The sequence below is a fragment of the Klebsiella sp. SWET4 genome, assembly GCF_024296565.1.
Lineage (GTDB): Bacteria > Pseudomonadota > Gammaproteobacteria > Enterobacterales > Enterobacteriaceae > Klebsiella > Klebsiella variicola.
On the sequence record NZ_JANCOB010000001.1, the window covers coordinates 1197008 to 1221486 of the forward strand.

General features: G+C 57.3%; 25 protein-coding genes and 2 CRISPR repeat arrays (1 of these 27 cut by a window edge). Of the genes, 3 read left to right on the plus strand and 22 right to left on the minus strand.

The window, feature by feature from the left end; genetic code table 11:
- The first annotated feature begins 3 nt into the window (after positions 1 to 3).
- Together NKJ21_RS06215 and NKJ21_RS06220 are read left to right on the plus strand one after the other, a co-directional pair.
- Positions 4 to 465 (plus strand): GNAT family N-acetyltransferase, encoded by a 462-nt coding sequence (locus NKJ21_RS06215; RefSeq protein ID WP_023322784.1) that lies wholly within the window; start codon positions 4 to 6, stop codon positions 463 to 465.
- 26 nt (positions 466 to 491) lie between these two features.
- Positions 492 to 1010, plus strand: a complete 519-nt coding sequence (locus NKJ21_RS06220; protein ID WP_254732773.1) for a GNAT family N-acetyltransferase — start codon at positions 492 to 494, stop codon at positions 1008 to 1010.
- 265 nt (positions 1011 to 1275) lie between these two features.
- Here the strand turns inward: NKJ21_RS06220 and ccmI are convergent, their stop codons facing one another.
- The 12 genes from ccmI to NKJ21_RS06280 all read right to left on the minus strand — a co-directional run bounded on the left by ccmI (position 1276) and on the right by NKJ21_RS06280 (position 11785).
- Entirely contained in the window at positions 1276 to 2118 is an 843-nt protein-coding gene (ccmI, locus tag NKJ21_RS06225; RefSeq protein ID WP_039103754.1) for a c-type cytochrome biogenesis protein CcmI, read from the minus strand.
- A complete protein-coding gene (locus tag NKJ21_RS06230) occupies positions 2115 to 2561 on the minus strand; it encodes a cytochrome c-type biogenesis protein (RefSeq protein ID WP_162493314.1) in 447 nt (148 codons plus the stop codon). Before NKJ21_RS06230 ends, ccmI begins: the two co-directional genes overlap by 4 nt.
- Positions 2562 to 2572: 11 nt before the next feature.
- Positions 2573 to 3127 carry a DsbE family thiol:disulfide interchange protein gene (locus NKJ21_RS06235; RefSeq protein WP_008804532.1) on the minus strand — a complete coding sequence of 185 codons (555 nt, stop codon included), beginning with the start codon at positions 3125 to 3127 and terminating at the stop codon, positions 2573 to 2575.
- Positions 3124 to 5076 carry a heme lyase CcmF/NrfE family subunit gene (locus NKJ21_RS06240; RefSeq protein WP_254732775.1) on the minus strand — a complete coding sequence of 651 codons (1953 nt, stop codon included), beginning with the start codon at positions 5074 to 5076 and terminating at the stop codon, positions 3124 to 3126. Before NKJ21_RS06240 ends, NKJ21_RS06235 begins: the two co-directional genes overlap by 4 nt.
- The gene (gene ccmE / locus NKJ21_RS06245) at positions 5073 to 5531 is read right to left on the minus strand and encodes a cytochrome c maturation protein CcmE (protein WP_046882375.1); all 459 of its coding nucleotides are present in this window, start codon (positions 5529 to 5531) and stop codon (positions 5073 to 5075) included. Before ccmE ends, NKJ21_RS06240 begins: the two co-directional genes overlap by 4 nt.
- Complete coding sequence (gene ccmD / locus NKJ21_RS06250) at positions 5515 to 5745, minus strand: heme exporter protein CcmD (protein ID WP_254732777.1); 231 nt, start codon at positions 5743 to 5745, stop codon at positions 5515 to 5517. Before ccmD ends, ccmE begins: the two co-directional genes overlap by 17 nt.
- Entirely contained in the window at positions 5742 to 6479 is a 738-nt protein-coding gene (locus tag NKJ21_RS06255; RefSeq protein ID WP_012541450.1) for a heme ABC transporter permease, read from the minus strand. Before NKJ21_RS06255 ends, ccmD begins: the two co-directional genes overlap by 4 nt.
- Before the next feature lie 49 nt (positions 6480 to 6528).
- Entirely contained in the window at positions 6529 to 7188 is a 660-nt protein-coding gene (gene ccmB, locus NKJ21_RS06260) for a heme exporter protein CcmB (protein WP_012967964.1), read from the minus strand.
- Entirely contained in the window at positions 7185 to 7808 is a 624-nt protein-coding gene (gene ccmA, locus NKJ21_RS06265; protein WP_012541448.1) for a cytochrome c biogenesis heme-transporting ATPase CcmA, read from the minus strand. Before ccmA ends, ccmB begins: the two co-directional genes overlap by 4 nt.
- A gap of 83 nt (positions 7809 to 7891) precedes the next feature.
- Complete coding sequence (locus tag NKJ21_RS06270; RefSeq protein ID WP_016161257.1) at positions 7892 to 9232, minus strand: cytochrome c; 1341 nt, start codon at positions 9230 to 9232, stop codon at positions 7892 to 7894.
- Positions 9233 to 9242: 10 nt separating this feature from the next.
- Positions 9243 to 11027, minus strand: a complete 1785-nt coding sequence (locus NKJ21_RS06275; RefSeq protein WP_044613439.1) for a GMC family oxidoreductase — start codon at positions 11025 to 11027, stop codon at positions 9243 to 9245.
- Positions 11028 to 11029: 2 nt separating this feature from the next.
- Positions 11030 to 11785, minus strand: coding sequence for a gluconate 2-dehydrogenase subunit 3 family protein (locus NKJ21_RS06280; RefSeq protein WP_004175724.1), 756 nt, complete (start codon positions 11783 to 11785; stop codon positions 11030 to 11032).
- A 500-nt stretch (positions 11786 to 12285) separates the two neighbouring features.
- Here NKJ21_RS06280 and NKJ21_RS06285 point away from each other — a divergent pair, with 500 nt between their 5' ends.
- A complete protein-coding gene (locus tag NKJ21_RS06285; RefSeq protein ID WP_012967961.1) occupies positions 12286 to 12657 on the plus strand; it encodes a VOC family protein in 372 nt (123 codons plus the stop codon).
- 60 nt (positions 12658 to 12717) lie between these two features.
- On the opposite strand, the gene NKJ21_RS06290 is transcribed toward NKJ21_RS06285, so the two are convergent.
- From NKJ21_RS06290 to cas3, 10 genes are all read right to left on the minus strand, one after another.
- Positions 12718 to 13401, minus strand: a complete 684-nt coding sequence (locus NKJ21_RS06290; protein WP_012967960.1) for a YrhA family protein — start codon at positions 13399 to 13401, stop codon at positions 12718 to 12720.
- Between the two features lie 10 nt (positions 13402 to 13411).
- Positions 13412 to 14527 (minus strand): DUF6883 domain-containing protein, encoded by a 1116-nt coding sequence (locus NKJ21_RS06295; RefSeq protein ID WP_232756856.1) that lies wholly within the window; start codon positions 14525 to 14527, stop codon positions 13412 to 13414.
- Positions 14528 to 14763: 236 nt separating this feature from the next.
- A CRISPR array of direct repeats spans positions 14764 to 16133; the repeat unit is 28 nt; unit sequence GAAACACCCCCACGTGCGTGGGGAAGAC.
- A gap of 47 nt (positions 16134 to 16180) precedes the next feature.
- Positions 16181 to 16468, minus strand: coding sequence for a type I-E CRISPR-associated endoribonuclease Cas2e (gene cas2e, locus NKJ21_RS06300; protein ID WP_071993256.1), 288 nt, complete (start codon positions 16466 to 16468; stop codon positions 16181 to 16183).
- On the minus strand, positions 16446 to 17321 hold the full coding sequence (gene cas1e / locus NKJ21_RS06305) for a type I-E CRISPR-associated endonuclease Cas1e (RefSeq protein WP_232756857.1): 876 nt from the start codon (positions 17319 to 17321) through the stop codon (positions 16446 to 16448). The genes cas2e and cas1e overlap by 23 nt, the downstream gene beginning before the upstream one ends.
- Complete coding sequence (cas5e, locus tag NKJ21_RS06310) at positions 17321 to 18037, minus strand: type I-E CRISPR-associated protein Cas5/CasD (RefSeq protein ID WP_232756858.1); 717 nt, start codon at positions 18035 to 18037, stop codon at positions 17321 to 17323. Before cas5e ends, cas1e begins: the two co-directional genes overlap by 1 nt.
- Positions 18038 to 18049: 12 nt before the next feature.
- The gene (gene cas7e / locus NKJ21_RS06315) at positions 18050 to 19084 is read right to left on the minus strand and encodes a type I-E CRISPR-associated protein Cas7/Cse4/CasC (protein ID WP_232756859.1); all 1035 of its coding nucleotides are present in this window, start codon (positions 19082 to 19084) and stop codon (positions 18050 to 18052) included.
- Positions 19085 to 19113: 29 nt separating this feature from the next.
- Complete coding sequence (gene cas6e, locus NKJ21_RS06320; protein WP_232756860.1) at positions 19114 to 19761, minus strand: type I-E CRISPR-associated protein Cas6/Cse3/CasE; 648 nt, start codon at positions 19759 to 19761, stop codon at positions 19114 to 19116.
- Entirely contained in the window at positions 19754 to 20320 is a 567-nt protein-coding gene (gene casB, locus NKJ21_RS06325; protein WP_180233923.1) for a type I-E CRISPR-associated protein Cse2/CasB, read from the minus strand. Before casB ends, cas6e begins: the two co-directional genes overlap by 8 nt.
- Before the next feature lie 11 nt (positions 20321 to 20331).
- Positions 20332 to 21714, minus strand: coding sequence for a type I-E CRISPR-associated protein Cse1/CasA (casA, locus tag NKJ21_RS06330; protein WP_375294009.1), 1383 nt, complete (start codon positions 21712 to 21714; stop codon positions 20332 to 20334).
- 1 nt (position 21715) lies between these two features.
- Entirely contained in the window at positions 21716 to 23845 is a 2130-nt protein-coding gene (cas3, locus tag NKJ21_RS06335) for a CRISPR-associated helicase Cas3' (protein ID WP_254732780.1), read from the minus strand.
- 412 nt (positions 23846 to 24257) lie between these two features.
- A CRISPR array of direct repeats spans positions 24258 to 24479; the repeat unit is 28 nt (it continues 294 nt past the right edge of the window).

Sequence of the window (24479 nt, forward strand, 5' to 3'; positions counted from 1 at the left end):
TTAGTGGATAATCAGCATCTGCGTTTTACCCAAGGCCAGTTTACTGTCACAACCGATCCCGCCTTTTTTCAGCAGGAAGCCATTCACGATTACCTCTCGCAATCGTCCTGGGCGCCTGGCATTGATGCTGAAACGGTCAGAATATCAATCCAGAACAGCCTTTGTTTTGCGCTTCTGGATGGAACAAGACAAATCGGCTTCGCCCGTCTGGTCACCGACTATGCCACTTTTGGTTATTTGTGCGACGTCTACGTGCTGAACGAGTATCAGAAAAGTGGTCTTGGTCGTTGGCTGATTGAATGCTGTCACGCCCATCCCGTGATGTCACGCCTGCGACGGATAATGCTGGTAACCTCTAGCGCGCCCTGGCTATACCAGAAGCTGGGGTATAACCCATTGAACCAACCAGATTTTGTCTGGCAAATCAATCGACCCGATATTTATCGTAAACCCGGGCAAAAGTAAGACTATTTTTTTGAGAGTAATGATAAATGTTAATCCGTAGGGCCCGTCCCTCTGATGCAGAAGAGCTTGCCATTTTAGCCGAACGCACCTTTAGAAAAACGTTTGAGGCGGGTAATACTCAGAAGGATATGGAGCTTCACTGCCAGGCAAGTTATTCAACAGATATTCAGTTGCAAGAAATCCTCAGAGAAGACTGGATTACATTAGTCTGCGAATACGAAAGCAAACTGATAGGGTATGCCCAACTGAGGTGGGAAGCATTTCCTCCCTGTGTAAATAGCATTCACGCCGGGGAAATCCTGTGTCTGTATATCGATGAACCTTATCATGGCAAAGGTTTTGCACAAGCGCTGATACACAAGTGCTTTGCTGAATTTGCGGCACAGGGATCGGATATTGTCTGGTTAGGTGTCTGGGAACATAACCCAAGGGCAATCTCTTTTTACCATAAGCTTGGGTTTACCGAGGTGGGTGAACATATCTCCCAGGTTGGGACAGATCCCCAGAGAGATATCATTATGAAACGCTCAACGGGTGTTAGCTGAACAAACATTACGACGTCCGCTCTGGCACACAGCAGGCGTGATCGACACCAGGAGACGTCACGCGCTAGCGGCTAAGCGTAGCGCCGGCTCGGAAAATCCCGGATGGCGGCGCGTGGCGCCTTATCCGGGCTACGCGGTTGTGCCACTCTTGTGCCGTTATTTTGCCGGGTGGCGGCTGCGCCTGACCCGGCCTACAAAAACAGGGCCGCCCGTACTCTTCTGGTGGCATGCCCCTGGCCCGCGCCTGCGCAGCGCCGCCGGGCTGTTACTGCGCCTGCTGCTGCGCTTGCGCCAGCTGGCGGACGATCGCCTCGCGCCGCGCATCCCCTTCCGGCAGCCGGGCCAGTAACGCCTGCAAGGCTGCCACGGCTTCGGGGTAATCTTCATTACGCACCGCGCTCAGGGCCAGCATCTCCAGCACCGGCAGGCTGGTCGGCTGCCGCTGATGCAGGTCACGCAGCAGCAGCTCGCCCATCCGAACCTGACCGCTATCCCCCGCCCGCACCAGTGCGCTGGCGTAATCGAAAGCCGCCGCCGGGTCATCCGCCGCCAGATCATGCGCCCGGCCAAAGGCGCCGATCGCCGTCTCGCCATCGTTCAACAACAGGCCAAGACGCCCAAGCAGCTGCCAGCCGGCGAGGTCGTTCGGCGTAGTCTGCAGGTGGCTGCGCAGGCCAAGCCGCAGCTCCGCCAGCTCATCCATACGCAGCGGCGCCGCCGTCGGGTCCTTAACCTGCTGCAACAGCGCAGGATAATGCCGTTCAGCCTGCTGCCAGAGCAGCACCTGGCCAATATCGCTGGTTTTCAGATACAGGCCCAGACTCAGGATTATCAGCAGCAGCGCGCCAGGAAGCAGCGCCCAGCGGCTTAGCGGGCGTTCGCCAGGCTGTGCCTGGGGGGGGATATCCGTCAGCAGCGTGCGCTGCAGCTCGACGACCAGCGCCGGGTTGTCCTCGCCGCGCTCCTGCGCCAGCTCCTGCAGACGCGACTGGTACAGGACGCGGTTGAGGGCATCGCGGTCCACCGCCCCTTTGCCCGGCCACGGGTAATAAAGCAGCCCCAGCGCGCCAGCCAGCAGCAGCGCGACGATAACCACCAACAGGCTCATCGTTCTTTTCCTTCTTTCAATAATGCCGCCAGCCGCTGGCGCTCTTCGGCGCTGAGCGCCGCGTCAGGAATGTCGCGACGACGCGCGCGGGCGATAATCACCCCCGCGCCCGCCAGCACGAACAGCCCCGGCCCCAGCCACAGCAGCACCGTGCCCGCGGTCAGCGGCGGCTCGTAGCTAACAAAATTGCCGTAGCGGGCCACCATATAGTCAACGATCTGCCCTTTCGTTTTCCCCTGCTGCATCAGCTCGTACACCTTCTGCCGCATATCAGCGGCAATCATCGCGTTTGAGTCGGCGATGCTGTTGTTCTGGCATTTCGGGCAGCGCAGCTGGGAGGTGATCTCGCGGAAGGCCTGCTCCTGGGCCTCATCCTTAAACTGCCAGGTGTCGATGGCGGCCCACGCCTGGCCGGTCAGCATCAGCGCCAGCAGGATGACCATTGCACATCTCATCAGCCCGCCCTCCGGTTGTATTGATCCCACAGCGGCTGGAGCTCCTCGCGCCACACCCGTTCGTTCAGGTCGCCGGCGTGCCGCCAGCGGATGATGCCCTGACCGTCGATGAGAAACGTCTCCGGCGCGCCATAGACCCCGAGATCCAGGCCAAGCATGCCGTTGCCATCGTACAGGCTCAGCATGTACGGGTTCCCCAGGCGCTGCAGCCAGCTCATCGCCTTCTGCCGATCGTCTTTGTAGTTCATCCCCACCACCCGCACGCCCTGCTGCGCCAGGCCGTTGAGAAACTGATGCTCGGCGCGACAGGTTGGACACCAGGTGGCCCAGACGTTAAGCAGCAGCGGCTTGCCGTCAATCAGCGTGCGCCGGTCCAGCGTCTGGCCGGGGGTATTCAGCGCTTCAAGGCGAAATTCCGGCAGCGGTTTGCCAATCAGCGCCGACTCGAGGGTCGTCGGGTCATCGCCATCGGCGTTGCGCATCAGTTGCCAGAACAGCGCAGCGGCCAGTGCCAGAAACAGCACCAGCGGGATAAACAGTAGCTTCCGGTTCATGAGGCCTCCTGCAGCTTCTTACGCATCCGGTAGCGCGGGTCGAGCATGCAGCACAGACCGCCGAGGGCCATCAGTACCCCGCCGTACCAGATCCAGCGAACGAACGGTTTATAGTACAGACGCACCGCCCAGCTGCCGTCGCTCAACTCTTCCCCCAGCGCGGCGTACAGATCGCGGGTCAGCCCGCCGCTGATCGCCGCCTCGGTCATCATCATCCGGCTGGCGGTGTAAAAGCGCTTCTCGGCATACAGCGTCGCTTCCGGGCGGCCGCTGCGGGTCACGGCAATAATGCCTTCGCCGCCGGTCCAGTTGGGGCCGACGATATTGCGCACGCCGTTAAACACAAAGTGATAGTGATGGATATCAATGCTGTCGCCGGGGCGCATCCGTACATCGCGCTCCACGCTGTAGTTCTGGCTGAAGGTGATGCCGATAACGGTCACCGCCACGCCAACGTGACCGAGCACCATCCCCCACTGGCTGCGGGTCAGAGTGCGCAGGCCGCGCCAGAAGCCGTGGCGATGGGTGGCCCGTTCGTGAACCTCCATCAGGGCGAAGATCAGCACCCACAGGGCCATCATCAGGCCGATGACCGCCATGGCGGTGATACGGTCCTGCAGCAGCCACGGCAGCGCCAGAGAAAGTGACAACGTCACCACCAGGGCGATAATCAGGCGCTTAATCTGCCTGGCGACGTCATCGCGCCGCCAGCGGATCAGCGGTCCCAGCCCCAGCAGCAGCGCAAAAGGCGCCATCAGGGCGGTGAACATGGTATTGAAGAACGGCTCGCCAATGGAGATGCTGCCGAGGCCCAGCTCTTTATGCACCAGCGGCAACAACGTCCCGAGGAGCACCACCAGCATCGCGGCCATCAGCAAGATATTGTTGCCAAGCAGGAACGACTCGCGCGACCACAGCGTATGTTCCACCCGCGCCCGCACCCGGCCGCCCTTCAGGGCGTACAGCAGCAGCGATCCGCCGATGGCGACAATCAGCAGTACCAGAATAAACAGCCCGCGTGACGGATCCGAGGCGAAGGCATGCACCGAGACCAGCACCCCGGAGCGCACCAGGAAGGTGCCCAGCAGACACAGAGAGAAGGCGGCGATGGCCAGCAGCACCGTCCAGGCGCGGAAGCTGCCGCGCTTCTCGGTCACCGCCAGGGAGTGCAGCAGCGCGGTCCCCACCAGCCACGGCATAAACGAGGCGTTTTCCACCGGATCCCAGAACCACCACCCGCCCCAGCCCAGTTCGTAGTAAGCCCACGCCGAGCCCAGCACGATGCCTAGGGTGAGGAACATCCATGCCGCCTGGGTCCAGGGACGCGACCAGCGCGCCCAGGCAGTATCCAGCCGCCCCGCCAGCAGCGAGGCGATGGCAAAGGCGAAAGCCACCGAGAAGCCGACGTAACCCATATAGAGGATCGGCGGATGGAAAATCATGCCGATATCCTGCAACAGCGGATTGAGGTCGCGGCCATCAATGGGGTACTGCGGCAGGCCGCGGCTGAACGGGTTGGAGGTAAAGAGGATAAACAGCAGGAACCCAAAGGCGATCATCCCCATCACCGCCAGCACCCGGGCGACGGCGTCGAGCGGCATCCGGCGGCTGAAGATGGCGACGGCGAAGGTCCAGACGCTGAGCAGCAGGACCCACAGCAGCAGCGAGCCCTCGTGCGCCCCCCAGGTCGCCGCCACCCGATACCACACCGGCAGCGCGCTGTTGGAGTTTTCCGCCACGTAGCGGACGGTAAAGTCATTGACCACAAAGGCGTGCACCAGCAGCAGGAAGGCGACGCCGATACAGGCGAACAGCCCGCAGGCCAGCGGCCGGGCCAGGGCCATCAGCCGCCGATCCTGCCGCGCCGCGCCCCACAGGGGATAGATGCTCAGGAGCAGCGCCAGCCCCGCCGCCAGACACAGTAAAAAGTTGCCCAGCTCCGGCATCATGGCTGCGCCCTCGTTTTCTCCGGCGTCATGGCGTTTTTCACCTCCGGCGGCGTGTAATTTTCATCATGTTTGGCCAGCACCTGCTGGGCGGTAATATGCCGCTCGCCGTCCAGTACGCCCTGGGCCACCACGCCCTGACCCTCACGGAACAGGTCCGGCAGAATGCCCTTATAGCTGACGTCCACGACCCCGCGGGCGTCATACAGCTTAAAGCGCACGTCGAGGGTTTGCGGGTCGCGCTGCAGGGAGCCCGGCTGAACGTAGCCCCCCACCCGCAGCCGCTGCCCGGTATGGGGCAGCGCCCGGGTTTCCGTTTTGCCGTAGATAATTTCCCCCGGGGTGTAGAACAGATCGATATTGCTGCTAAGGGCGTACAGCGTCAGGCTGACGGTCAGCCCGAGGCCGGCGAGCACCGCCAGCACGATATACAGCCGGGTTTTACGACGCGCTTGCATCCGCGGCCTCCTTGTCGTGTTCGCGGGCGGCAGCGATCCGCCGCTCGCGCGCCTGCTGGCGTCGTACCTCATGGAACACCGCCCGCCGCGCCCACAGGGTATGCACCGTCAGCAAGCCAAAGGCGGCGACCCCCACGGCCACCGCCAGCCAGACGTACACGGCATAGCCGCCCATATCCAGGAAGGCGGCGAAAGACGAAAAAGCGGGGCTCATCGGGCAACTCCTTTATTCACCAGCGCCACCACCCACGGTCGACGACGCTCCAGCTGCAGGATCAGGTTACGCAGGCGCATCAGGGTCAGCGTGACCGACAGCATGAGGAAGGCAAAGATGCAGATCCGCAGCGGCAGACGCATGCTTGGGTCGATGGTTTGCTGCAGGTTGGTCGAGCCCTGGTGCAGGGTGTTCCACCAGTAGACTGAGTAATGAATGATGGGCAGATTGACCACCCCGACCAGGACGAGGATCCCCGCCGCGCGCCCGGCCAGCCGCCGGTCGTCAAAGGCGTGCCACAGGGCGATGACTCCGGCGTACAGAAACAGCAGCACCAGCTCTGAGGTCAGGCGGGCGTCCCAGATCCACCAGGTTCCCCACATCGGCTTACCCCATGCCGCGCCGCTGACCAGTGCCACCAGGGTGCAGACCGCCCCCACCGGCGCCAGGGCGGCGATCGCCAGGTCGGCCATTTTGATCTGCCAGACCACCCCGACGAAGGCCGCGACGGCCATCGCCAGGTACAGCCCCATCGACCACATCGCCGCCGGGACGTGAAGGTACATGATCCGATAGCTTTCCCCCTGCTGATAGTCCGCGGGGGCGAAGCCAAAGCCCCACCCCAGGCCGATGACCAGCAACAGCGCGCTCAACGCCGCCAGCCAGGGGATCCAGCATCCGCACAGGCGGTACAGCCGCTCGGGGATTGCCAGTTGATGTAACGCTTTCCACATAGACGCTTACTCACACGGTTATGATGGCCGCGCCCGCAGGCGCAGCGAATTATTGCACGGTCAGCCGCAGCGCGGCGGCGGTGGCGAACGGGCACAGGGTGGCGCTGGCGGTTAAGAACGCCGCCAGCATCGCCAGATAGCCGCTGACCGGGAGCCCGGCCGCTGCCGCCTGGCAGGCCGCGGTGGCGAAAATCAGCAGCGGCACCGCCAGCGGCAGCACCAGCAGGCTCAGCAGGACGCCGCCGCGCTTCAGGCCGACCGTCAGGCCAACCCCCACCGCGCCGAGAAAACTGAGCGTCGGGGTGCCGAGCAGCAAGGTCAGCGCCAGCACGCCGGCATCGTGCAGACTCATCCCCAGCAGCAGCGCCGCCAGCGGCGAGACGATCAGCAGCGGCAGGCCGCTCATCATCCAGTGGGCAACCACCTTCACCAGCACAACCGCCACCAGCGGCGTCGGCAGGAGCATCAGTTGCTCCAGGGAACCGTCCTGCCAGTCGTCGCGAAACAACCGATCCATCACCAGCAGCGCCGCCAGCAGCGCGGCGACCCACACCACGCCCGGCGCAATCTGCGCCAGCAGCTGTGGCGCGGCGCCGACGCCGAACGGAAACAGGGTGATGACGATCAGAAAGAACCAGAGCGGATTGAGGATCTCAGCCCCGCTGCGCCACGCCAGGCGCAGTTCCCGGGCCAACAGCGCTCGCATCATTGCCCGCCTCCCGCGTCGCCGCCGAGGCGCAGGGTGCGCAACGGACAGCGCAGCGGCCGCAGCGGCTGATGAGTCGTGAGGATCGCGCTTCCCCCCTGCCGGGCGTGCTGCTCCAGGCGGCGGGTCAGGGTTTCCATCGCCGTGGCGTCGAGCGCGGTGAACGGCTCATCGAGGATCCACAGCGGCGCGTCGGTTAACCACAGGCGGGTCAGCGCCACCCGCCGCTGCTGCCCGGCGGAGAGCTGGCTCAAGGGGAGGTCTTCATAGCCCGCCAGGCCGACGGCGGCGAGGGCGCTTTCCCGCTGCTGAAGGCGGCTGGATGGAAAGAAGAAACGCAGGTTTTCATCGGCGGTCAGCGCCGCGTTGACGCCGGGTTTATGGCCCAGCCACAGCAACTGACGATGAAATGACTCCCGGACCTTCGCCAGCGGCTGCCCCTGCCAGCTCACCACCCCGCTTTCCGGGCGCGCCAGGCCGCAAAGGATCCGCAGCAGCGAGGTTTTCCCCGCGCCGTTATCACCGGCGACCTGCAGCAGCTCGCCGGCAGCGAGGGACAGCGTCAGCGCCGCAAATAGCGGTCGATCGTCAACGATGCAGGTCAGTCGCTCTGCATGCAGCATGAAGGCAAACTCCTTGATTCAGACAGTATTTTACGTCGTGGCTAAGTATGGGTTGCGCCGCGCGGGCGACGCAACCCTGACGATTACTGTCCGGCCCCCGGCAGCTTCGAGATATCGGCGTTGCCTAACGCCTTCTCATCGTGCGCTGCGGTCTCCTTACGCACCTTCGCCACATCGCTGGCGCTGACCGCCGGCGCATTGTTGCCCCAACTGGTGCGGATGAAGTTGACCACATCCGCCACCTGCTGGTCGTCCAGACGCCAGCCGAACGACGGCATGGTCAGGTTGGAGACCGCATCTTTCACCGCCGGCGTGGTGCTCCCGGTCAGAACGATATGGATAAGCGAAGTGGCATCTTCGGTCTGTACCACCGGGTTGCCCTTCAGCGACGGGAAGGCGCGTTTATAGCCCGCGCCGTCGGTGCGGTGGCAGGCGGCGCAGTTATCAACGTACAGCGCGGCGCCGGTTTTACTGTCGTTACCCTTCCACAGATCTTTCGCCACGCTGTCTTCCACCGGGGCTGGGGTCTGTTTGCCGCCGCGCGGCGGGAGCGACTTCAGATAGCGGGCGATGGCGGTGATGTCGTCATCAGAAAGATACTGCAGACTGTGCTCCACCACATCGCTCATGCCGCCGAAGACCACCGATTTATCGTTGCGTCCGGTTTTCAGGAACTCGGCCAGCTCAGCCTCGCTCCAGGTCCCCAGACCGTCGCGGTTTTCGCCGCGCAGGCTGGAGGCGACCCAGCCGTCAATCGGCGCATTGCTGCCCGCCAGGTAATCATCGCCTTCGCTTTCGCTGAGCGCTTTTTCCTGCATCGTCAGACTGCGCGGGGTATGGCAGGCACCGCAGTGGCCCAGGCCTTCCACCAGATAGCGGCCGCGCTCCAGCACCGGGTCAACCTGCGGGTTGGCGACAAAGTCGCTCGGCGTCGGGGCGAAGATACCGCGCCAGAACGCCAGCGGCCAGCGCATCGACAGCGGCCACGGGATGTCGGTGTCCTTGTTGGCGGCATTCACCGGTTCCACGCCATGCATAAAGTAGGCGTACATGGCGCGCATGTCCGCTTCACTGATCCGCGCGAACGAGGGATACGGCATCGCCGGATAGAGCGTGGAACCGTCTTTCCGCACGCCCTTGCGCACCGCGTCGTCGAACTCTTCGAAGGTGTACCCGCCGATGCCGTGTTCTTTATCCGGCGTGATATTGGTGGAGTAGATGGTGCCGATCGGCGTCTCCATCGGCAGACCGCCGGCGAAAGGTTTCCCCGTTTTGCCGTTGGTGTGGCAGGCGACACAGTCCCCCGCCCGCGCCAGATACTCCCCCTGCTTAATCAGATTGCTGTCCGCAGGCGCCTCTTCGGCAAAAGCCGCGCAGCTCAATGCCCCAAGCACCAGGGCCGATAACCATTGCATTTTCATCATCTGCCTTCCTTTATGCCTGCACCAGGGGTCCCGGATTTTTCAGATACTGCTCGCGGATCGCCTTCGCTGACCAGTAGGCCAGCGCGGCCACCGTGCCGGTTGGGTTGTAGCCCAGCCCCTGCGGGAACGCGGAGGCGCCGATGACGAAGACATTATGCACGTCCCAGCTTTGCAGATAACGGTTAACGGCGCTGGTTTTCGGATCTTCCCCCATCACCGCCCCGCCGTTCATATGGGTGGTCTGGTAGGTGGTGGTATCAAAATGGCTGTTGGCGTTTTTCGGGCTGCCGAGGATATATTTCGGCTTCATCGCTTTGGCGATCGGCGCCATCTTATCGAACATAAACTGCGCCATCTTGATGTCGTTTTCCTGCCAGTCGAAGGTCATGCGCAGCAGCGGCTGGCCGAAGACGTTTTTGTAGTTCGGATCAAGATCGAGGTAGTTCTGCCGATAGGACTGGTGCGCGCCGTGGGCATCCATCGACAGGTGATGGGTGTAGGTATCGGCAACCGCCGCTTTCCACTTGCTGCCCCACGCCGGGGTGCCCGGTGGTACCGGGAAACCGGAGATGGGCTTGGTCCCGGCCTGGTTGACCCAGAATGGCGAACCGCCGACAAAGCCCGCCGCGCCGTGGTCGAAGTTGTCGGCGTTGAAGTCGTCGACCCCGACGCCGTTGCCGCCCGCGCCGATAAACGGGTTGGTATAAGTGCCTTTGTCGAAAATGGCCTTGATGGTGGTCATGTTCTGGTAGGCGAAGTTACGCCCCACCACCCCTTCGCCGGTCTCCGGATTGTACGGTTTGCCGATCCCGGAGAGCAGCATCAGGTGCACGTTGTGGAACTGGAAGGCGCCGATAATCACCAGGTCCGCCGGCTGTTCCATTTCGCGCCCCTGGCCGTCGACGTAGGTCACGCCGGTGGCGCGGGATTTGTCGTCGGTCAGGTTGACCTTCAGCACGTTGGCGTTGGTCCGCAGCTCAAAGCGTTTTTCCTGGCGCAGCGCCGGCAGGATGTTCACGTTCGGCGAGGCTTTGGAGTACATGTAGCAGGCGTAGCCGCTGCAGAAACCGCAGAAGTTGCACGGGCCCATCTGCGCGCCGTAGGGGTTGGTATAGGAGTCGGAAGTGTTGGCCGACGGCAGGTTATAGGGGTGATACCCCACTTCCAGCGCCGCTTTTTCAAACAGCTGCGCCGACCAGGTGTTTTTCTGCGCCGGCAGCGGGAAGTCGTCTGAGCGGTCCGGGGCGAAGGCGTTGCCGCCGCGGCCTTTGCCGACCACCTTGCCTTTGATCGACCAGGCGGTCCCGGAGGTGCCGAACACTTTTTCCGCTTTATCGAAGAACGGTTCCAGCTCGTCGTAGGTGACACCGAAATCCTGGATGATCATATCCTGGGGAATGAAGTTTTTGCCGTAGCGTTCTTCATAGTGACTGCGCATCCGCAGTTCGATGGGATCGACGCGGAAATGGACGCCGGACCAGTGCAGCCCGGCACCGCCCACGCCGGTACCCGGCAGGAAGGCCGCCAGCTGGCGATACGGCACCGCCTGCTGGCTGGTGTTATGCCGGATGGTGACAGTGCTTTTCGACAGATCCTGGAACAGCTTGCGGCGGATGTTGTAGGTCAGCTCATCAATCACCTGCGGATAGGCGCCATCCGGCCAGGTGTCGCGCATCGGGCCGCGCTCCAGCGCGACGACGTTGAGCCCGGCTTCGGTCAGCTCTTTGGCCATGATTGCCCCAACCCAGCCGAAGCCGACGATCGCGACATCGGTTTTTTTCAATACGGTGGCCATGATTACGCCCTCTCCCCATTAATTGATACCGGCGGGAAGGGGTAGCGTTCGCCCCGTTCAACCCAGTCCATAAAGTCGGCGCGCGCGCCGGGAAAATTAATCAGCGTCCAGCCGACCATGCCTTTATTCCCGCCATGGATCGGGTCGCTGAAGAACCCTTCACGGGTGTTTTGCAGCAGATAGGTGAAGAACAGCGAGGCCGGCAGCTGTTTAAACTCGGCTTTGCCGGATTCCCACAGGCCGAGCGCCTCGTCCTGCTGCTCGCTGCTCAGTTCAGCGAAGGTTTTATGATATTTGTCCTGGCACCACGCCTCGGCATCAGCGATCCCGAGGTTATAGATCTGTTTAGGCACCAGCGGCAGCTGATAACCCATCTCTTTCGGCACGTCGGGGTTGAAGGGCCCCTGCATATACCAGATGGAGCCGGTGGCGTAGGGGGTATTGAGCTGGCGGTCGATAAACTCCGGGACGCCGGCCTCTTTGGCGCCGGGACCGAGTTCATCCGCCGGGATTAAGCGAGCGACGGCGGCGTTGATAAACGCCCACTCACGATCGTTGAAGAACTGCGGCTTCCAGTCGCTGGCCGCCGCCGTGTTCCCGGAAGCAGGCTCAGACGCGGGGGCCGCCTGCGCGGTCGCGCTGGTGGCCACGCCAATGGCCCCTGCTCCCGCGCCGCCGATCACCACCGTCGGGATCAGCGCCATCGATTTCACCAGGAAATCACGCCTGGAATTATTGGTTTTCTCGCTCGACATCATCACATTCCTGTCATTGAAAATTACTGTTTTTGTCGCAGACAAACCCAGTGAATGTCGTGCTGGAACCGATACCATTGCGCTTTCAAACCGCTTAGCGTCTGGCCCGGCCCGGCAAGTCGGATAAAACATCGCCAGAGGCGATATCATTTATAGGGTTATCGTTTGGATAGTAGACGATTCTCAACGAAACGCGGGAAATCGGAGAGAAATTCACCGGAATGTCATCGTGAGAAGGGTGCTGCCATAACCTTGAGGCGGTAAACCAGCGGCATTCACACCGCGCTGAGCTTACCCATGCGCCATAAAAGAGTGACTTGTATCACAAATGTTATTTTTTGTTTATGGTACATGGCAGATTAAACGTCTGTAAATACTCGTATTAGGAATAATTAAACATTTTGAGCTGTTAAAAAAGTTAATAACCGTTGTTAACTATTTTGCATCTATTTCCCGGCTAACGCGTTCAGCTGGCGATCCCCATCCACAGGAGAAGAGAAGATATGTTCGATCATGTGAAATTCGGCGCTAGCGACTATGCCGCCAGCAAAACGTTCTTTTTACAGGCCCTGGCCCCGCTTGGCGTAACGCTGGTTGGCGAAGGCGAGCCGAGCTACGGCGCAGAGCTGGCCGGCAGCGGCGATGTCTCTCTATGCCTCTATCAAAGTACGGAAAAACCGGCGCCGCTGCACATTGCCTTTCGCGCCGACAGCCGCGAGCAGGTCGATGCCTTCTGGCAGGCGGCGCTGGCCGCCGGAGGAAAGGACAACGGCGCGCCGGGGGTACGGCCAAACTACCACGCCAGTTACTACGCCGCCTTTGTGATTGCGCCAGACGGGCATAATATTGAAGCCGTGTGCCATCTGGCGGGGTAAGCCGAGCGGAAAAAAATTCCCACGTCCGTGGGAAACGCTGAAGGTATGGATGTCTCGGATTCAGCTGACCGGCTCAATAAGGGCGGACAACAGTCCGGTGAAGTGGGTATGTGACTCAATGACATAATCCGAGGAGACTTTATCGCGGATTTCGAAACGGTCATCTGTGAAGCTGTAGACAATCACGGACATGCCCTCTTCACCAATCACTACTTTGTCATTGAGGTTCGGATCGACATAGATGTCGTTAATACGCGTATCAAAGTTTCGAACAAAGATATTCGACCATGCAGGTTCACCGTTCTCTGCCTGCACCAGGCTGTACAATGTCATGCCATTGTACTCACCCCCATCCATAATATTGAACATATCCGCGTAGTCCGGCCGACTAATCAATAGTCGTTGAATATCCTCATAGACCCTTCTTTTCTTGTCCTCCCATTCAACAGGCGCGACTTTGTGCATTAAATCTGCCATGACATCTGGGTCTACAGGGTCGGCTACGGGATAATTACCTTCCACCATCAGCGACTTCAGGTTACCAATCGTGAAATAGCGCTTTAGCTGGGCGGGGAATAAAACTGGCATTGCGATTGTTTTTCCTTTCTCGTCGCAAAACTCGACCAGATAGCCAGTTGTTGGCGTATTAAAAACCATAACAATCGTACCAAGCGTTCCTTTTACCAGCCCTTCATTCGGCAAATCCTCACCTAAAACCACAACGTCTAATTCGGCTCTTTTCATGTTTATTTCCCTATTTAACGTAAATAGTTGTCAGGCGAGGAACGAGCGCATCTGTTTCATACATCCAGCCTGTACGGATGACCGCCGTTTCACCATTGACGCCTAAAATTGGCATATCTACAGCCATTGTTTGACCGTAGTTGTTTGTCTGCAATATCTTTGCTGGGGCCGATAATACGCCCTTCTGAATTCGTGCTGCTAAGACATCCGCATTCGTTGGGTTGTACCCCAGGGCAGACTCAAACACCCGAGCCTTATGACCGCCTGTAGGATGTGTTGAATCTAAAGCGTACGTCGCGAGTTTTTTCGGATCGATAACGGCGTGTTCAGCATTCACTAACGTACCGTTCTCAGAGATGAAGCCCTTTACATACGGGCTTTCAAAGGCTGGTATTTTACTGAGACTCGATAACTCATCTAACTCACTTAAAGGATTCAATCTACCCATTGTTAATCCTGCCGTGAAAGAGGCTCCAGCAATGAGTAATCCTTTATTGTCCATAATCTGGTCGTAACCTGCAGGCGCATCACCACCTAGTTGCAAAGCTGTTTCATGGAATCCGTCAATGTTGCCATTATATACACCGCCAGCGGCTAGCAGTCGGCCAATGGTCTTGCTGTTTAGTGTCTTTGGCGCTGGTGCGATTCTTGAGCCAGTATAATTGTGTTGTATACGCTGAGTGGGAGCTGGCCTCCTTCCTTGGCGATCGGCAATCGTGTGCCTGTAGGCGTTCATAATTTCGTCCTTAAACCACGCATGGTATGACGAAGCGGTAGGGGTAAAAATTAAATCGCCATTGTCGTCGATGTAAAATGGATTTCTGTCACTGCTCCAACACCTGGAGATATCCACACCAACAAGCCAGCCAATTTGTAGCCTGTGCTCTACCTCATCATAGATAGGATCTGCATAGCTACGTTGCCTTCGTTCATATGGCCTTTTATGTGGAGATGAGTTGTATATTTCCTTCGGTAGGCCAAAAGCGAGGCTGTGACCATTCGCCTCACAGGAGAGGTCGTAATGTATACACGCTTCTCTTAGCGAACCAGCTGGCGTCAAAATATATTGAAAGTTTTCAGGATTTAATTGGCATATTAAATCATGTGACTGGTAAAGTCGAAACATATGAATTCCCTATCCTTCATTTTATAATAATCATTCGCCGTTATTGTTTTAAACAGTTCCCTTCTCTATCGCAATAAAATATTCCTACCTCTCCCAAACGACAGTTTCATTAGCTAAAAATTATTTTAGTTGCGCTGGCTATAAAATATTTATTCTAATACGAGTATTCCGCTTATTGCTAAGTCCCACATGCGTAGGGAAGACTCCAGTACGCCAATGCTGGTAGCCCCCTCACAAGAAACACCCCACGTACATGGTGAAGACAGAACAAATGTCAGCGCGTGCTCAAAAGCGGGGGAAACAGCCCCATGTGCGTGGGGAAGACTTTTTGTGTCTACCACCGCGCAAACCAGCTATGGAAACACCCCCACGTGTGTGGGGAAGACACCTGCTGGCGCATACGCCGGACGGGAGCGGCGGAAACACCCCCACGTGCGTGGGGAAGACTATCGCGGCTGCGCGGGAATCTGGTATTTCACGGAAACACCCCCACGTGCGTGGGGAAGACGGCTTCGGCGGATTCGTCACCGACACGTTAATAGAAACACCCCCACGTGCGTGGGGAAGACTGCAGGCCGTCCTCACCCTCTTTCTGCGTGATAGAACCACCCCCACGTGCGTGGGGAAGACGACTTTTTCGCAGCAGGGTCTTGCAAAAGTCAAGAAACACCCCCACGTGCGTGGGGAAGACCTCATCCGGCATCCGCTCGCTTACCGGAATCCAGAAACACCCCCACGTGCGTGGGGAAGACCAGCCATTCTGAGGGCGAGAGGCCATCCTGCAAGAAACACCCCCACGTGCGTGGGGAAGACACTGCGAGTCGGTTTTTGATGTAGTGCCTGCCGGAAACACCCCCACGTGCGTGGGGAAGACTCCTCCCTGAGGCGCCTGGCGTACCCTGTTTCGGAAACACCCCCACGTGCGTGGGGAAGACAATTGGCGGCTCAGTCGGACCGCCGCGTAAACGGAAACACCCCCACGTGCGTGGGGAAGACCGGTGATGATGTCCCGGCTGTCCTGGGTAGGTGGAAACACCCCCACGTGCGTGGGGAAGACCCGCCGTGGACGGCTCCTGGTTATCAACCAGCAGAAACACCCCCACGTGCGTGGGGAAGACATAGTGGCTATGTCATGGCCTGGGTTGATCCCGGAAACACCCCCACGTGCGTGGGGAAGACAGGTAAGGACCCGAGATGTTTAAGGTACACAAAGAAACACCCCCACGTGCGTGGGGAAGACGGAGAATGTCGGCCACGCCATCGCGCGCCGGGAGAAACACCCCCACGTGCGTGGGGAAGACGCACCGGATGCAGCAAAACCGACGTTAACTCTGGAAACACCCCCACGTGCGTGGGGAAGACCGGCGCTGTAAAAGGCGGGAGCCAAAAGTTTCAGAAACACCCCCACGTGCGTGGGGAAGACGCAGCCGCCGCAGGGCGGTTTTTTTACAGGTAAGAAACACCCCCACGTGCGTGGGGAAGACGCCATTTATATCCCCCTTTGCCTTTGGCGGGAGGAAACACCCCCACGTGCGTGGGGAAGACAGAGCGTCGCAGGTCAGGTGGTGAATTTCGTCAGAAACACCCCCACGTGCGTGGGGAAGACACCAACATATTGTGAAAGAGCGAGAGTTTAACCACAATATCCACGTATTACGACAGTTTTAGGGTTTCAATAATCAGCTGTAACCCACTGAGCTCAATAATCGGCTTTCTGACCTCCCCCTTGTAGCGAATTTCATAGCCAGGCGGTTGAGGAATACTGCGAAAAAGCATCAGGCCCGATTCCACAGGCGTGTACTGCATCAGATAATCAACAACGGTTTGTGCGACCGAATCTTTGACGCCTGAGACGAACACATTTGGCCGGGGTTCGACAAACCACAGCTTCATTCGTCCACGGACCGCTGGCGGCAGATCATTTGCCAGTACGACGAGCACCTTTTCCTCCCATCAGCTCATTAATATCGGCCGCAATCAGGTTGAGCAAATCCAGGGCTATCACTCGCTTTCTGAATGCCTCAGAGACTTTGTGTTTATCGTAGCGGCCCACCATTTCCCTCGAGAGTGAAAATGCCAAATCAATACAGACCCTCTCTTTGTAAAGATCGGCCAAATCATAGACAAACGGTAAAGGGCTACCTGAATGGATAAAGCCGATATGCGGCGAATAGCCCATCGCATGCACAACCGAGCATAAAATGCCATACAGGGCGGCGTTGGTGGATGTCAGTACCTGGTTTGTCAGGTCACTCAGTTCAAACTTGCCTGGTGTAAACTGACGCCCTTTCCAGCCAACGCCATACTCCTGCGCTTTTTGCTGATACAATGCGCGAACCCGACTCCCCTCCATGCCCATCATGCTGTTTAAACTTTTACCCTCCAGATCGGCATCCGGAAAGCGTTTAGCAAACATCCCTCGGGCAACCTTGAGGGCAGACGATGCATCGCAGGCCAGCGCCATCTGAGCTTTAAGATTGCGGGTATCTGCAGTAGGCAAAAAACCGGCGGCATAAAACAGCAGACTATCCTCGCCCACCCAGCACACCGCGCAGTTAGCCGCGGTTGCGGTTTTGATCGCCTCATGAGTCACAGTTGTCCCGGGGCCAAGCAGCAGCGTGTTGATGGTCGCCACCGGGAGAGGCACCACGTTGCCATCCGCATCAACCCATTTAACACTGCTGTCATCGATCTCCAGCCGCCCGCGCTCAAGGTAGAGAAAAGGATATTTATCTTTTACCTGAGGCAGGAGTTCGCGGGTAACTTTGACAAACAGCCTCTCCCCCTGGGCCATTAGCCTAACTCCAGCACAGTCACCTGGCGATCCCGGTAACGCTTATGTCGACCGAACTGCAGCGGGACATCATTTAGCGTGATGACATCGCCATCCCCTTCCCCTTCAATGACCGTATAGCTCAATGCTCGCTGCTTGCTATCGGCTAACTTCTGTGCCTGCTGCCAGGCCGATTCTGCGCTGTCAAAGATACCCTGGTAGATAAGCTCAGTAGGTACACAGCTCTTGCGCCCCAGATACAAATCCCATACCGGATTTTGCAAAGCCTCCGGCAATAACTCAGCCTGCTTACTGCCAAGCGTCATCACCACGGCGAAAACGGCATCCTGGAGGTAGTAGCGGTAGGTCATTTTAGTTCCCCCCCCTACGGCTTTCTTTCCATCGGATGTTTTAGGGATCAGCAGGCTTTGCCACGGATCGCTGTCATCGTAACCGCTGCCCACCATCTGGAAGTCGCACAATGTCGGCTCACGTAGGTGCGGCTGGCCCTGATTGTCGGTTCGGGCGTAGGCGCGAACCTCCATCGGCAGGTTATTCATCTCCGCCAGCCACTCGACCTCTGGCCCCGCGGCGCCTCGAGCACAGCAAATCAGCCCCAGAATCCCCGAGCGGGTCGGGAAATTCAGCGTATCGCGTACACCGAACTTTGAATCGAACCCCCAGGACTGCAGTGGCCCTTCAAGCCACAGCAGCATATAGTGCGTAGTTTGGCTCATCTTCACCGTCCATTACAGATGCGACTGCAAGTCAGCGATCAGGCGGTCAATGCTGTAGTCAAGATCCTCGCCCCACTCGTAATCGCCTTGTTTGCCGAACAAGGAGCCAGAGAGTTTTTCTTTTGTATGCAACCAGTCTTTGAGCGCCGATTTACTGGGGGATAAGAAGCCTTCCCCCTGACTCTTAACGGGCTGCTCGAATGAAGCCTGCAGACCCTGACCTTTACGCAGTAACACGCGAGCATATTCCCACGGGCAGGCTCCGGACTGCGTTGTCTGTCGGGCTGAGGGGACGGCGACATAGAGTGCCTTAACAAAAGCAGCGACGGCGGTTTTTATATCGGCGTCCTCACCCAACGTCTGCGCCAGTTGCCCGAGATCCAGGCTGACATAGCGATAGTAGGTCGCCGAATTAAACTCCAGGCTGCCCATATGTGCCGAACCGCTTTCATCCTCCGTTTTACAGTCATCCACGGCGGTAAAAAACTCGACCTCATTACTCACTTTATGGGTGGAAATGGCATGCGCGAACGATGCCGCCGCCTCAACGTTCATATCCGCCGCTTTGGCCACCATACGGCCGAAAAGCGCAATATCCAGGGCATCCAGGGTATTGTTAACCACCTTTTTGGCGACTTTGACCAGTTCTTTGTCTTTCAGGCTCTCGGCGTCAAAATCTTTTTCCTGCGCATAAGCGGCAAATGCGGCAGCCTCAGCCTCGCTGAGAAACAACAGGGTATCGTCGGAGAAAAAAGCGGCCATCGCCTCACCGCAGTGAGTGGCCTGTTCTTCGCTCGCCCCTACTGTGCGACAGGCATTGGCCAGCAATGAAGCAATTTTTTTACTACGCACCCCGAGACGAATACCAAAATCTGGCAGCGCCAGACGAACCTGGCGCTTCCAGCACTGCGATGACACTCTGGCGCGCGACACACCACCGACGATAGCGGACTTGGGAGCCCCCACGTCATCGCGGTTAAGGCAGGTCACCGGGAAAGACTGCAAAATATGAAACTCAATACGGGTGTTTCTGAACGGGGTAGTCATAAGATTATCCTTAATAAATTGTTTAACCATCAGGAAAAAAGCGCATCAACAACGGGCACAATCTGCAGCAGGCCGCAGCCAAAGGCTCGCCCTTTGCCAATGCCATGATGAAAACTATGCTGGAACTTCTGTCGGTCGGTGACGGTGAGCAGCCCCTGCACCGTCGCCTTGCCAAGCGTTACCTGGCGGCCGGCTTTATCTTTAAATTGCAGCACTTCCACCGCGTCAACCTGCAGGCTCCGCGCATCCACTTCAAAGCCCCAGCGGCTGGCGGCGCGCTGAATGAACCACTGCGCAATATCAGCCCGACCTTTCACCGCGACGCGTTTACCCGTTTGCTTATCTTTCCGTACCGGATTCACCTGTACCTGAAAGCGATAACGCGAGTGGGAGAGAAAGGCAGCCGGAATCGATTTACTGATAACCTCACCATACAGCCCATCGACCTTTACAGCCGGAGGCCTGTCAGAGACGATCAATACTTTGCGGCCATGAAAATCCCCGCCCTGGTCGGCATAGGCAATCCCGCTCGACATATGACTGCACTTCTCCTGGTCTGTGCGCGCATCAGCAAACAGGCTGTACACCACCCGGTGCAGGGAGTAGGCATCGCTGATTTTCAGGGCTTTCACCGCGGCGCGATCAAGATGTAAAGCACTCGCAAAGAGTTCAGTCATGTGGATTCCTCACCTCATTCCCGGCTGTCTCATCGGCACGACGATAGAATTCTTGCGCCCAGCGGGCGCGGATCCGTTCGCGACTGCTGCCAGAGAACCACTGCAGTTCATTGAGTAGCCCGGCGAAATCCGGTGTCACACTACGGCTGGCCATTAATGCCAACAGCGGGCGCAAAATACGGCACGCTTCGCTCGTCGATGTACAGGCCAACAACCGCCGCAGGCGAGCTTTCGCCTGTTCAGACTGATTGCCATCAGGATAACAACCCGCAATGGCGGCCCCCAGAGTGGTTGTACCATTGCTGGCCGGTTTCGCCTTGGCCAGCGCGGCGCCAATGACGCAGTACGGCAGGCGTTGCCACTCTTTTTCCAGGTCAATGCCAAACCCCGCCAGGATTTCCCAGCTCTGATACTCGGTCGCCGGGTTATCCGCTCGTTTAAGGCGGGCGGCAAAGCCATTGTCTTTCGCGATACGCTCAATCACGTAAGCGACAAATCGTTTGGCTGGCGATTCGTTAGCCGCGCTTTCGGCGGTAACGTCTGCAGGAAACTGATCCATGAAGATCCTCCTTAATCGAGGGTGAGGTATTTGGAGAAATTAGGCCGGGCCTGCGCCCAGGCGTCTAATTGACGTGCACTGTCGGCGGGACAAAGCTGATCAAAAACCTGCCCGGCGTACCTGGCAAAAATTTTTCGTAGTTGATGACGCGCGGAATGGTCTTCCCCGAAATTCAAGCAAACATTAATTAAGGTCTGAGCCTGACGTTCACAAAGTTGCCAGAATAGCGCCGTCGCTTTTTCGGCCTGCTTTGCCACAAAGGGTTGAGCCTTTCCTGTCGCTGATTTATCAATATCTGATAGCTGACGGAAATAACGCACAACGGCGCCCCAAAGCTGTTTTTGCACAGCCTCAAGCTGCGTCATTTCATATTTTAAATATTCTAAAAATGAGTGATTGATTAAATCTGATGACAACCATATTTCTGACTGCACATAATCATCGGTGCCTGAAGCGTACTGTTCCCCCGCATTGCTACTCACCCGTAAGCCGCCCGACCATAGCGCAAACTGTTCCGTATTACGGGATATCCGCTGCAGAGGAAGACTAAGCTGGCGGGTTTCAAATCCCCGGGGGCTATCCTGCTCAATGAACTGCAATAGCGATGTCAGCTCGCGCCAGGGGCGTTTACCCGGATTAACCCATAACGCCTTCGGTTTCTTTCCTGAAAAATCGACGGACACCGAGGGATCGATTTTGCCTTCCAGATAGCCGGCATGGCTTATTCCATCGCTATAGTGAATGCCGTTCTCAGCTAACAGACAAAATTTACCCATCGGGATCAGGCGGCCCAGCAACGACGCTTTCAACGAGCGTGCAATGTCATCATCTTCCCCTGTCGGCATTCGCTCCCATGGGGCGGTCCCCAGCGTGGGATACATCACCAGCTGCGTAATATCCTCAGCGGTAAACAAATTGAGCCAAACGCTCTGTACGATGGAATCGCCCAGCCAGAACGAATGTAACAATCCCATATGCCCGACAGAAACCCCGGCCTTTCCACTGCCCGGCTTTCCCTTGTCGTTTTGTTTACCCCGATAGCCCGGCGTTAATACCACAGAGTTATCGGTTTTCTTGCCTCCGAGCCCAAAGCCCATTTGCATAACAATAGCTAGCGCTTTGTCTGCATCAGTTAATTGCTGCTGTTGCTGACTTTCGGTCAAAACGGTGGTATTGCCGGTACTCACCTCCGGTGATAATACGCCCAATGACTTACATTCCGCGGCCTGAATAGCGGGCATCTGTAAGAACGGCTTTTCGCCATACAGATAAAAACGGTCATGCCATTTAGCAAGGTACTGCAGGCAGCAATGGGCCATTCCCTGCCAGCCCATCTGCTGCCAGTCGCTATCATCTGTCGGCGTCGCTGCTGCCTGGGCGATGGCGAGTAGCAATTTAGTGAGCGCGATTTTTTCTACCGGATTCCCCCCTAAAGCGCGTAATTCCGGCTGTCCCCTCTTCAGCGCGCTCGGTATAGGTTTGATCGATCAGGGGGCGAATATCCCCAGGCAATGAGAGGGACGGGATCGCTTGCCAGACCTCCAGACTGCGGCATAACACATAGGGCGAATAGACCATCGCGCTCATGCCGAATGCAGAACCCGGGTTGGCTAAAGCACTCTCCAGCGAGGGGGACAATAGCCAGCATTCCGCCTTCGCGCTGGCATGGCGGGGGGTATCGGTATGCCGCCACAGCCGACCAAGACGTTGCAGCAACATATCGGTTGGCGCAAAACGGCTGACGAGGAAATCAGCATCTATATCGAGGGATTGTTCCAGAACCTGGGTCCCGACTAAAATGCGTCCGCACTGTTTACGTTGGGGCCAACCCGCCCGGCCGTAAAGCGCGACCCAGCGTTGCTCATGCCGGTTGCGTTGCTGGGGCGTAAATCGGGAATGTAAGAGTCCTGTTTCACATCCCGCCTCGACTGCCCGGCTGGCCAAGTCCAGATACGTTTGTTGCGCTTCGGCAACGGTGTTCTCAATCCATAACACCTGCTGCCCGAGCTCTGCGCGCCGCAGCGCCTCTTCCCGCGCGGACTCATCTTTACGACAAGAATGGAGGATGACGCTGGTATTCTCGGTGACGGGAACGCCAATCTCGACCAGACCGCGCTCCCGTTCCGCTGATGGCGCCGCGGTAATCAGCGGGTATGCCTCACTGGTTGTGCTTTGCTGCAGTAATGCGTCGCGACGCGTCTGACTCAGCGTGGCGCTAAGAATAATCACTGTACAGTCGATTTGACGGAGGAATTCGACTAACGCATTGAGAATCGTGCCAGTGTATAAATCGTAAGTATGAACTTCATCAAGGATCACAACCTTGCCTGCGAGCCCATACGCTCTGACAAAACCATGCTGAACATTCATCACCGCCATCAACGCCTGATCGATGGTACCGACGGCAAACGGCGCTAATAAGCCGCGTTTACGGTGGTTAAACCACGCACCACCAGGGCTTCCTTCCTCCCCCATCTCGGTATCCATCAACCAGGCGCCGGAATGCAAAAGTAAGGCATGTCGCGGGGTTTCAGTACTGACAATCTGTTGCAAAAACGCATTAAAGCGATCGTATATTTTGTTCGAGGTTAGCTGGGTGGGTAGCGCAAAATAAATGCCGGTTGCTTTTTCCTGGACCAACATTTGATAAGCCGCATAGAGCGCGGCTTCGGTTTTACCCATTCCCATTTGCGCTTCGAGAATATAGAGACCAGGCCCCACAACCTGGTCAATAAAGCGCGATTGCGCTTCGCGTGGTTTCTTCGATGGATCGTCAGGAAAAAAGACGTCCGCAAAGGATAGTCCCTGACGGATAACGGGTTTAATAAAGCCGGCGTTATTAAGGGCTGCTGTGATGACAGGTTGCCACGCTTGCTCAGGATTTTCAAAAAACTCACCGGATCCAATCCAGTCAGCTACCGAGGTCAACCCGGCGACCACGCGAGCCTGAGCGGCTGAATCAAATGTCGGCCAATCTGCGGAGAATTCCGCTTTCAGCTTATCCACGAGTTTTTTACGCTCATCAAACCAGAGCGGCCCGCCGAATACTTCAGCGTCGCCACGCCTGCCGTTGAGCCCTGGATTAAAACCATGATGCTGACCGAGGATCTCAGGAACATAGCGCGGAGCATGTAAACTTTCCGCTGTCGCCTGACTGACGCCTGCATGTCCTCCCCAGAGTGTTTCGAGTCCGGGGTTCACCGCCGATAACCCAGGAAGACGGTGATCATTAACGTCACATGCCGCAAAAATTTTGGCGGCAAAAGTTGGGCTGACCTTTCCGATATCGTGACCGGCAGCCGCCATTTCACTTCCCGCTGGAAAGAGTCGACTTCGCATCGACTCGGGATATAGCGCTATAAGCGCCCGAGCAATCTCCCCGACAATCTGACAATGGCTCAATACCGAGCGTCCCTGCACCACGCGACCATCACTCAACATCCGGGTTTTCGCTGGACAGTTTTCAAAACTTATCGCCGGTATGGCATGTTGATTTTGTAGCGAAACCCTGGTCAAGCGCCTCATGGAATTTTTCCTTAAAAAACATGTGCCCTTTATTAATACTAAAAACCGGGAAATTTATAAATAACTTTTTATAAAATCAAAAATATCCACAACACACTGAACTAAAGATAAAAGCCAAAAATAATAATATAAAAAGTTATAAATAATTAATATGAAGAACAATATCTCCAGACGAGTAAGAAACTCGAACGATTTAGATGTCCCTAAAGAAAGTATAGAACAAACATAGTTCACGAATATTTATAAGTAAAATCATATAAAAAATATATGAGACTGTGCTGGCCAAACGAAATTTCAAAGACATTGATGTACATTAAGGATAACTATGTCATGGCATTAATGCCTCTACGTCAGGAATCCCCTTCCATCTGAGAAATGCGCACAGACGTGACTTGTCGTCACTTGAAAGGCGAAAACACCTCCACGTATGTGCGGAAGACAGGATAGAGCCAAATCCGCTCACACATGATGAAGAAACACCCCCACACATGTGGGGAAGACCGAAAAATCACTCCGGGTCAGCGCCAGCGCCTCAGAAACACCCCCACGCATGTGGGGAATACGAAATCCAGCTGACAGCGCCAGATGGCCGTTCGGAAACCCCCCCACGCATGTGGGGAAGACTAAATACCAC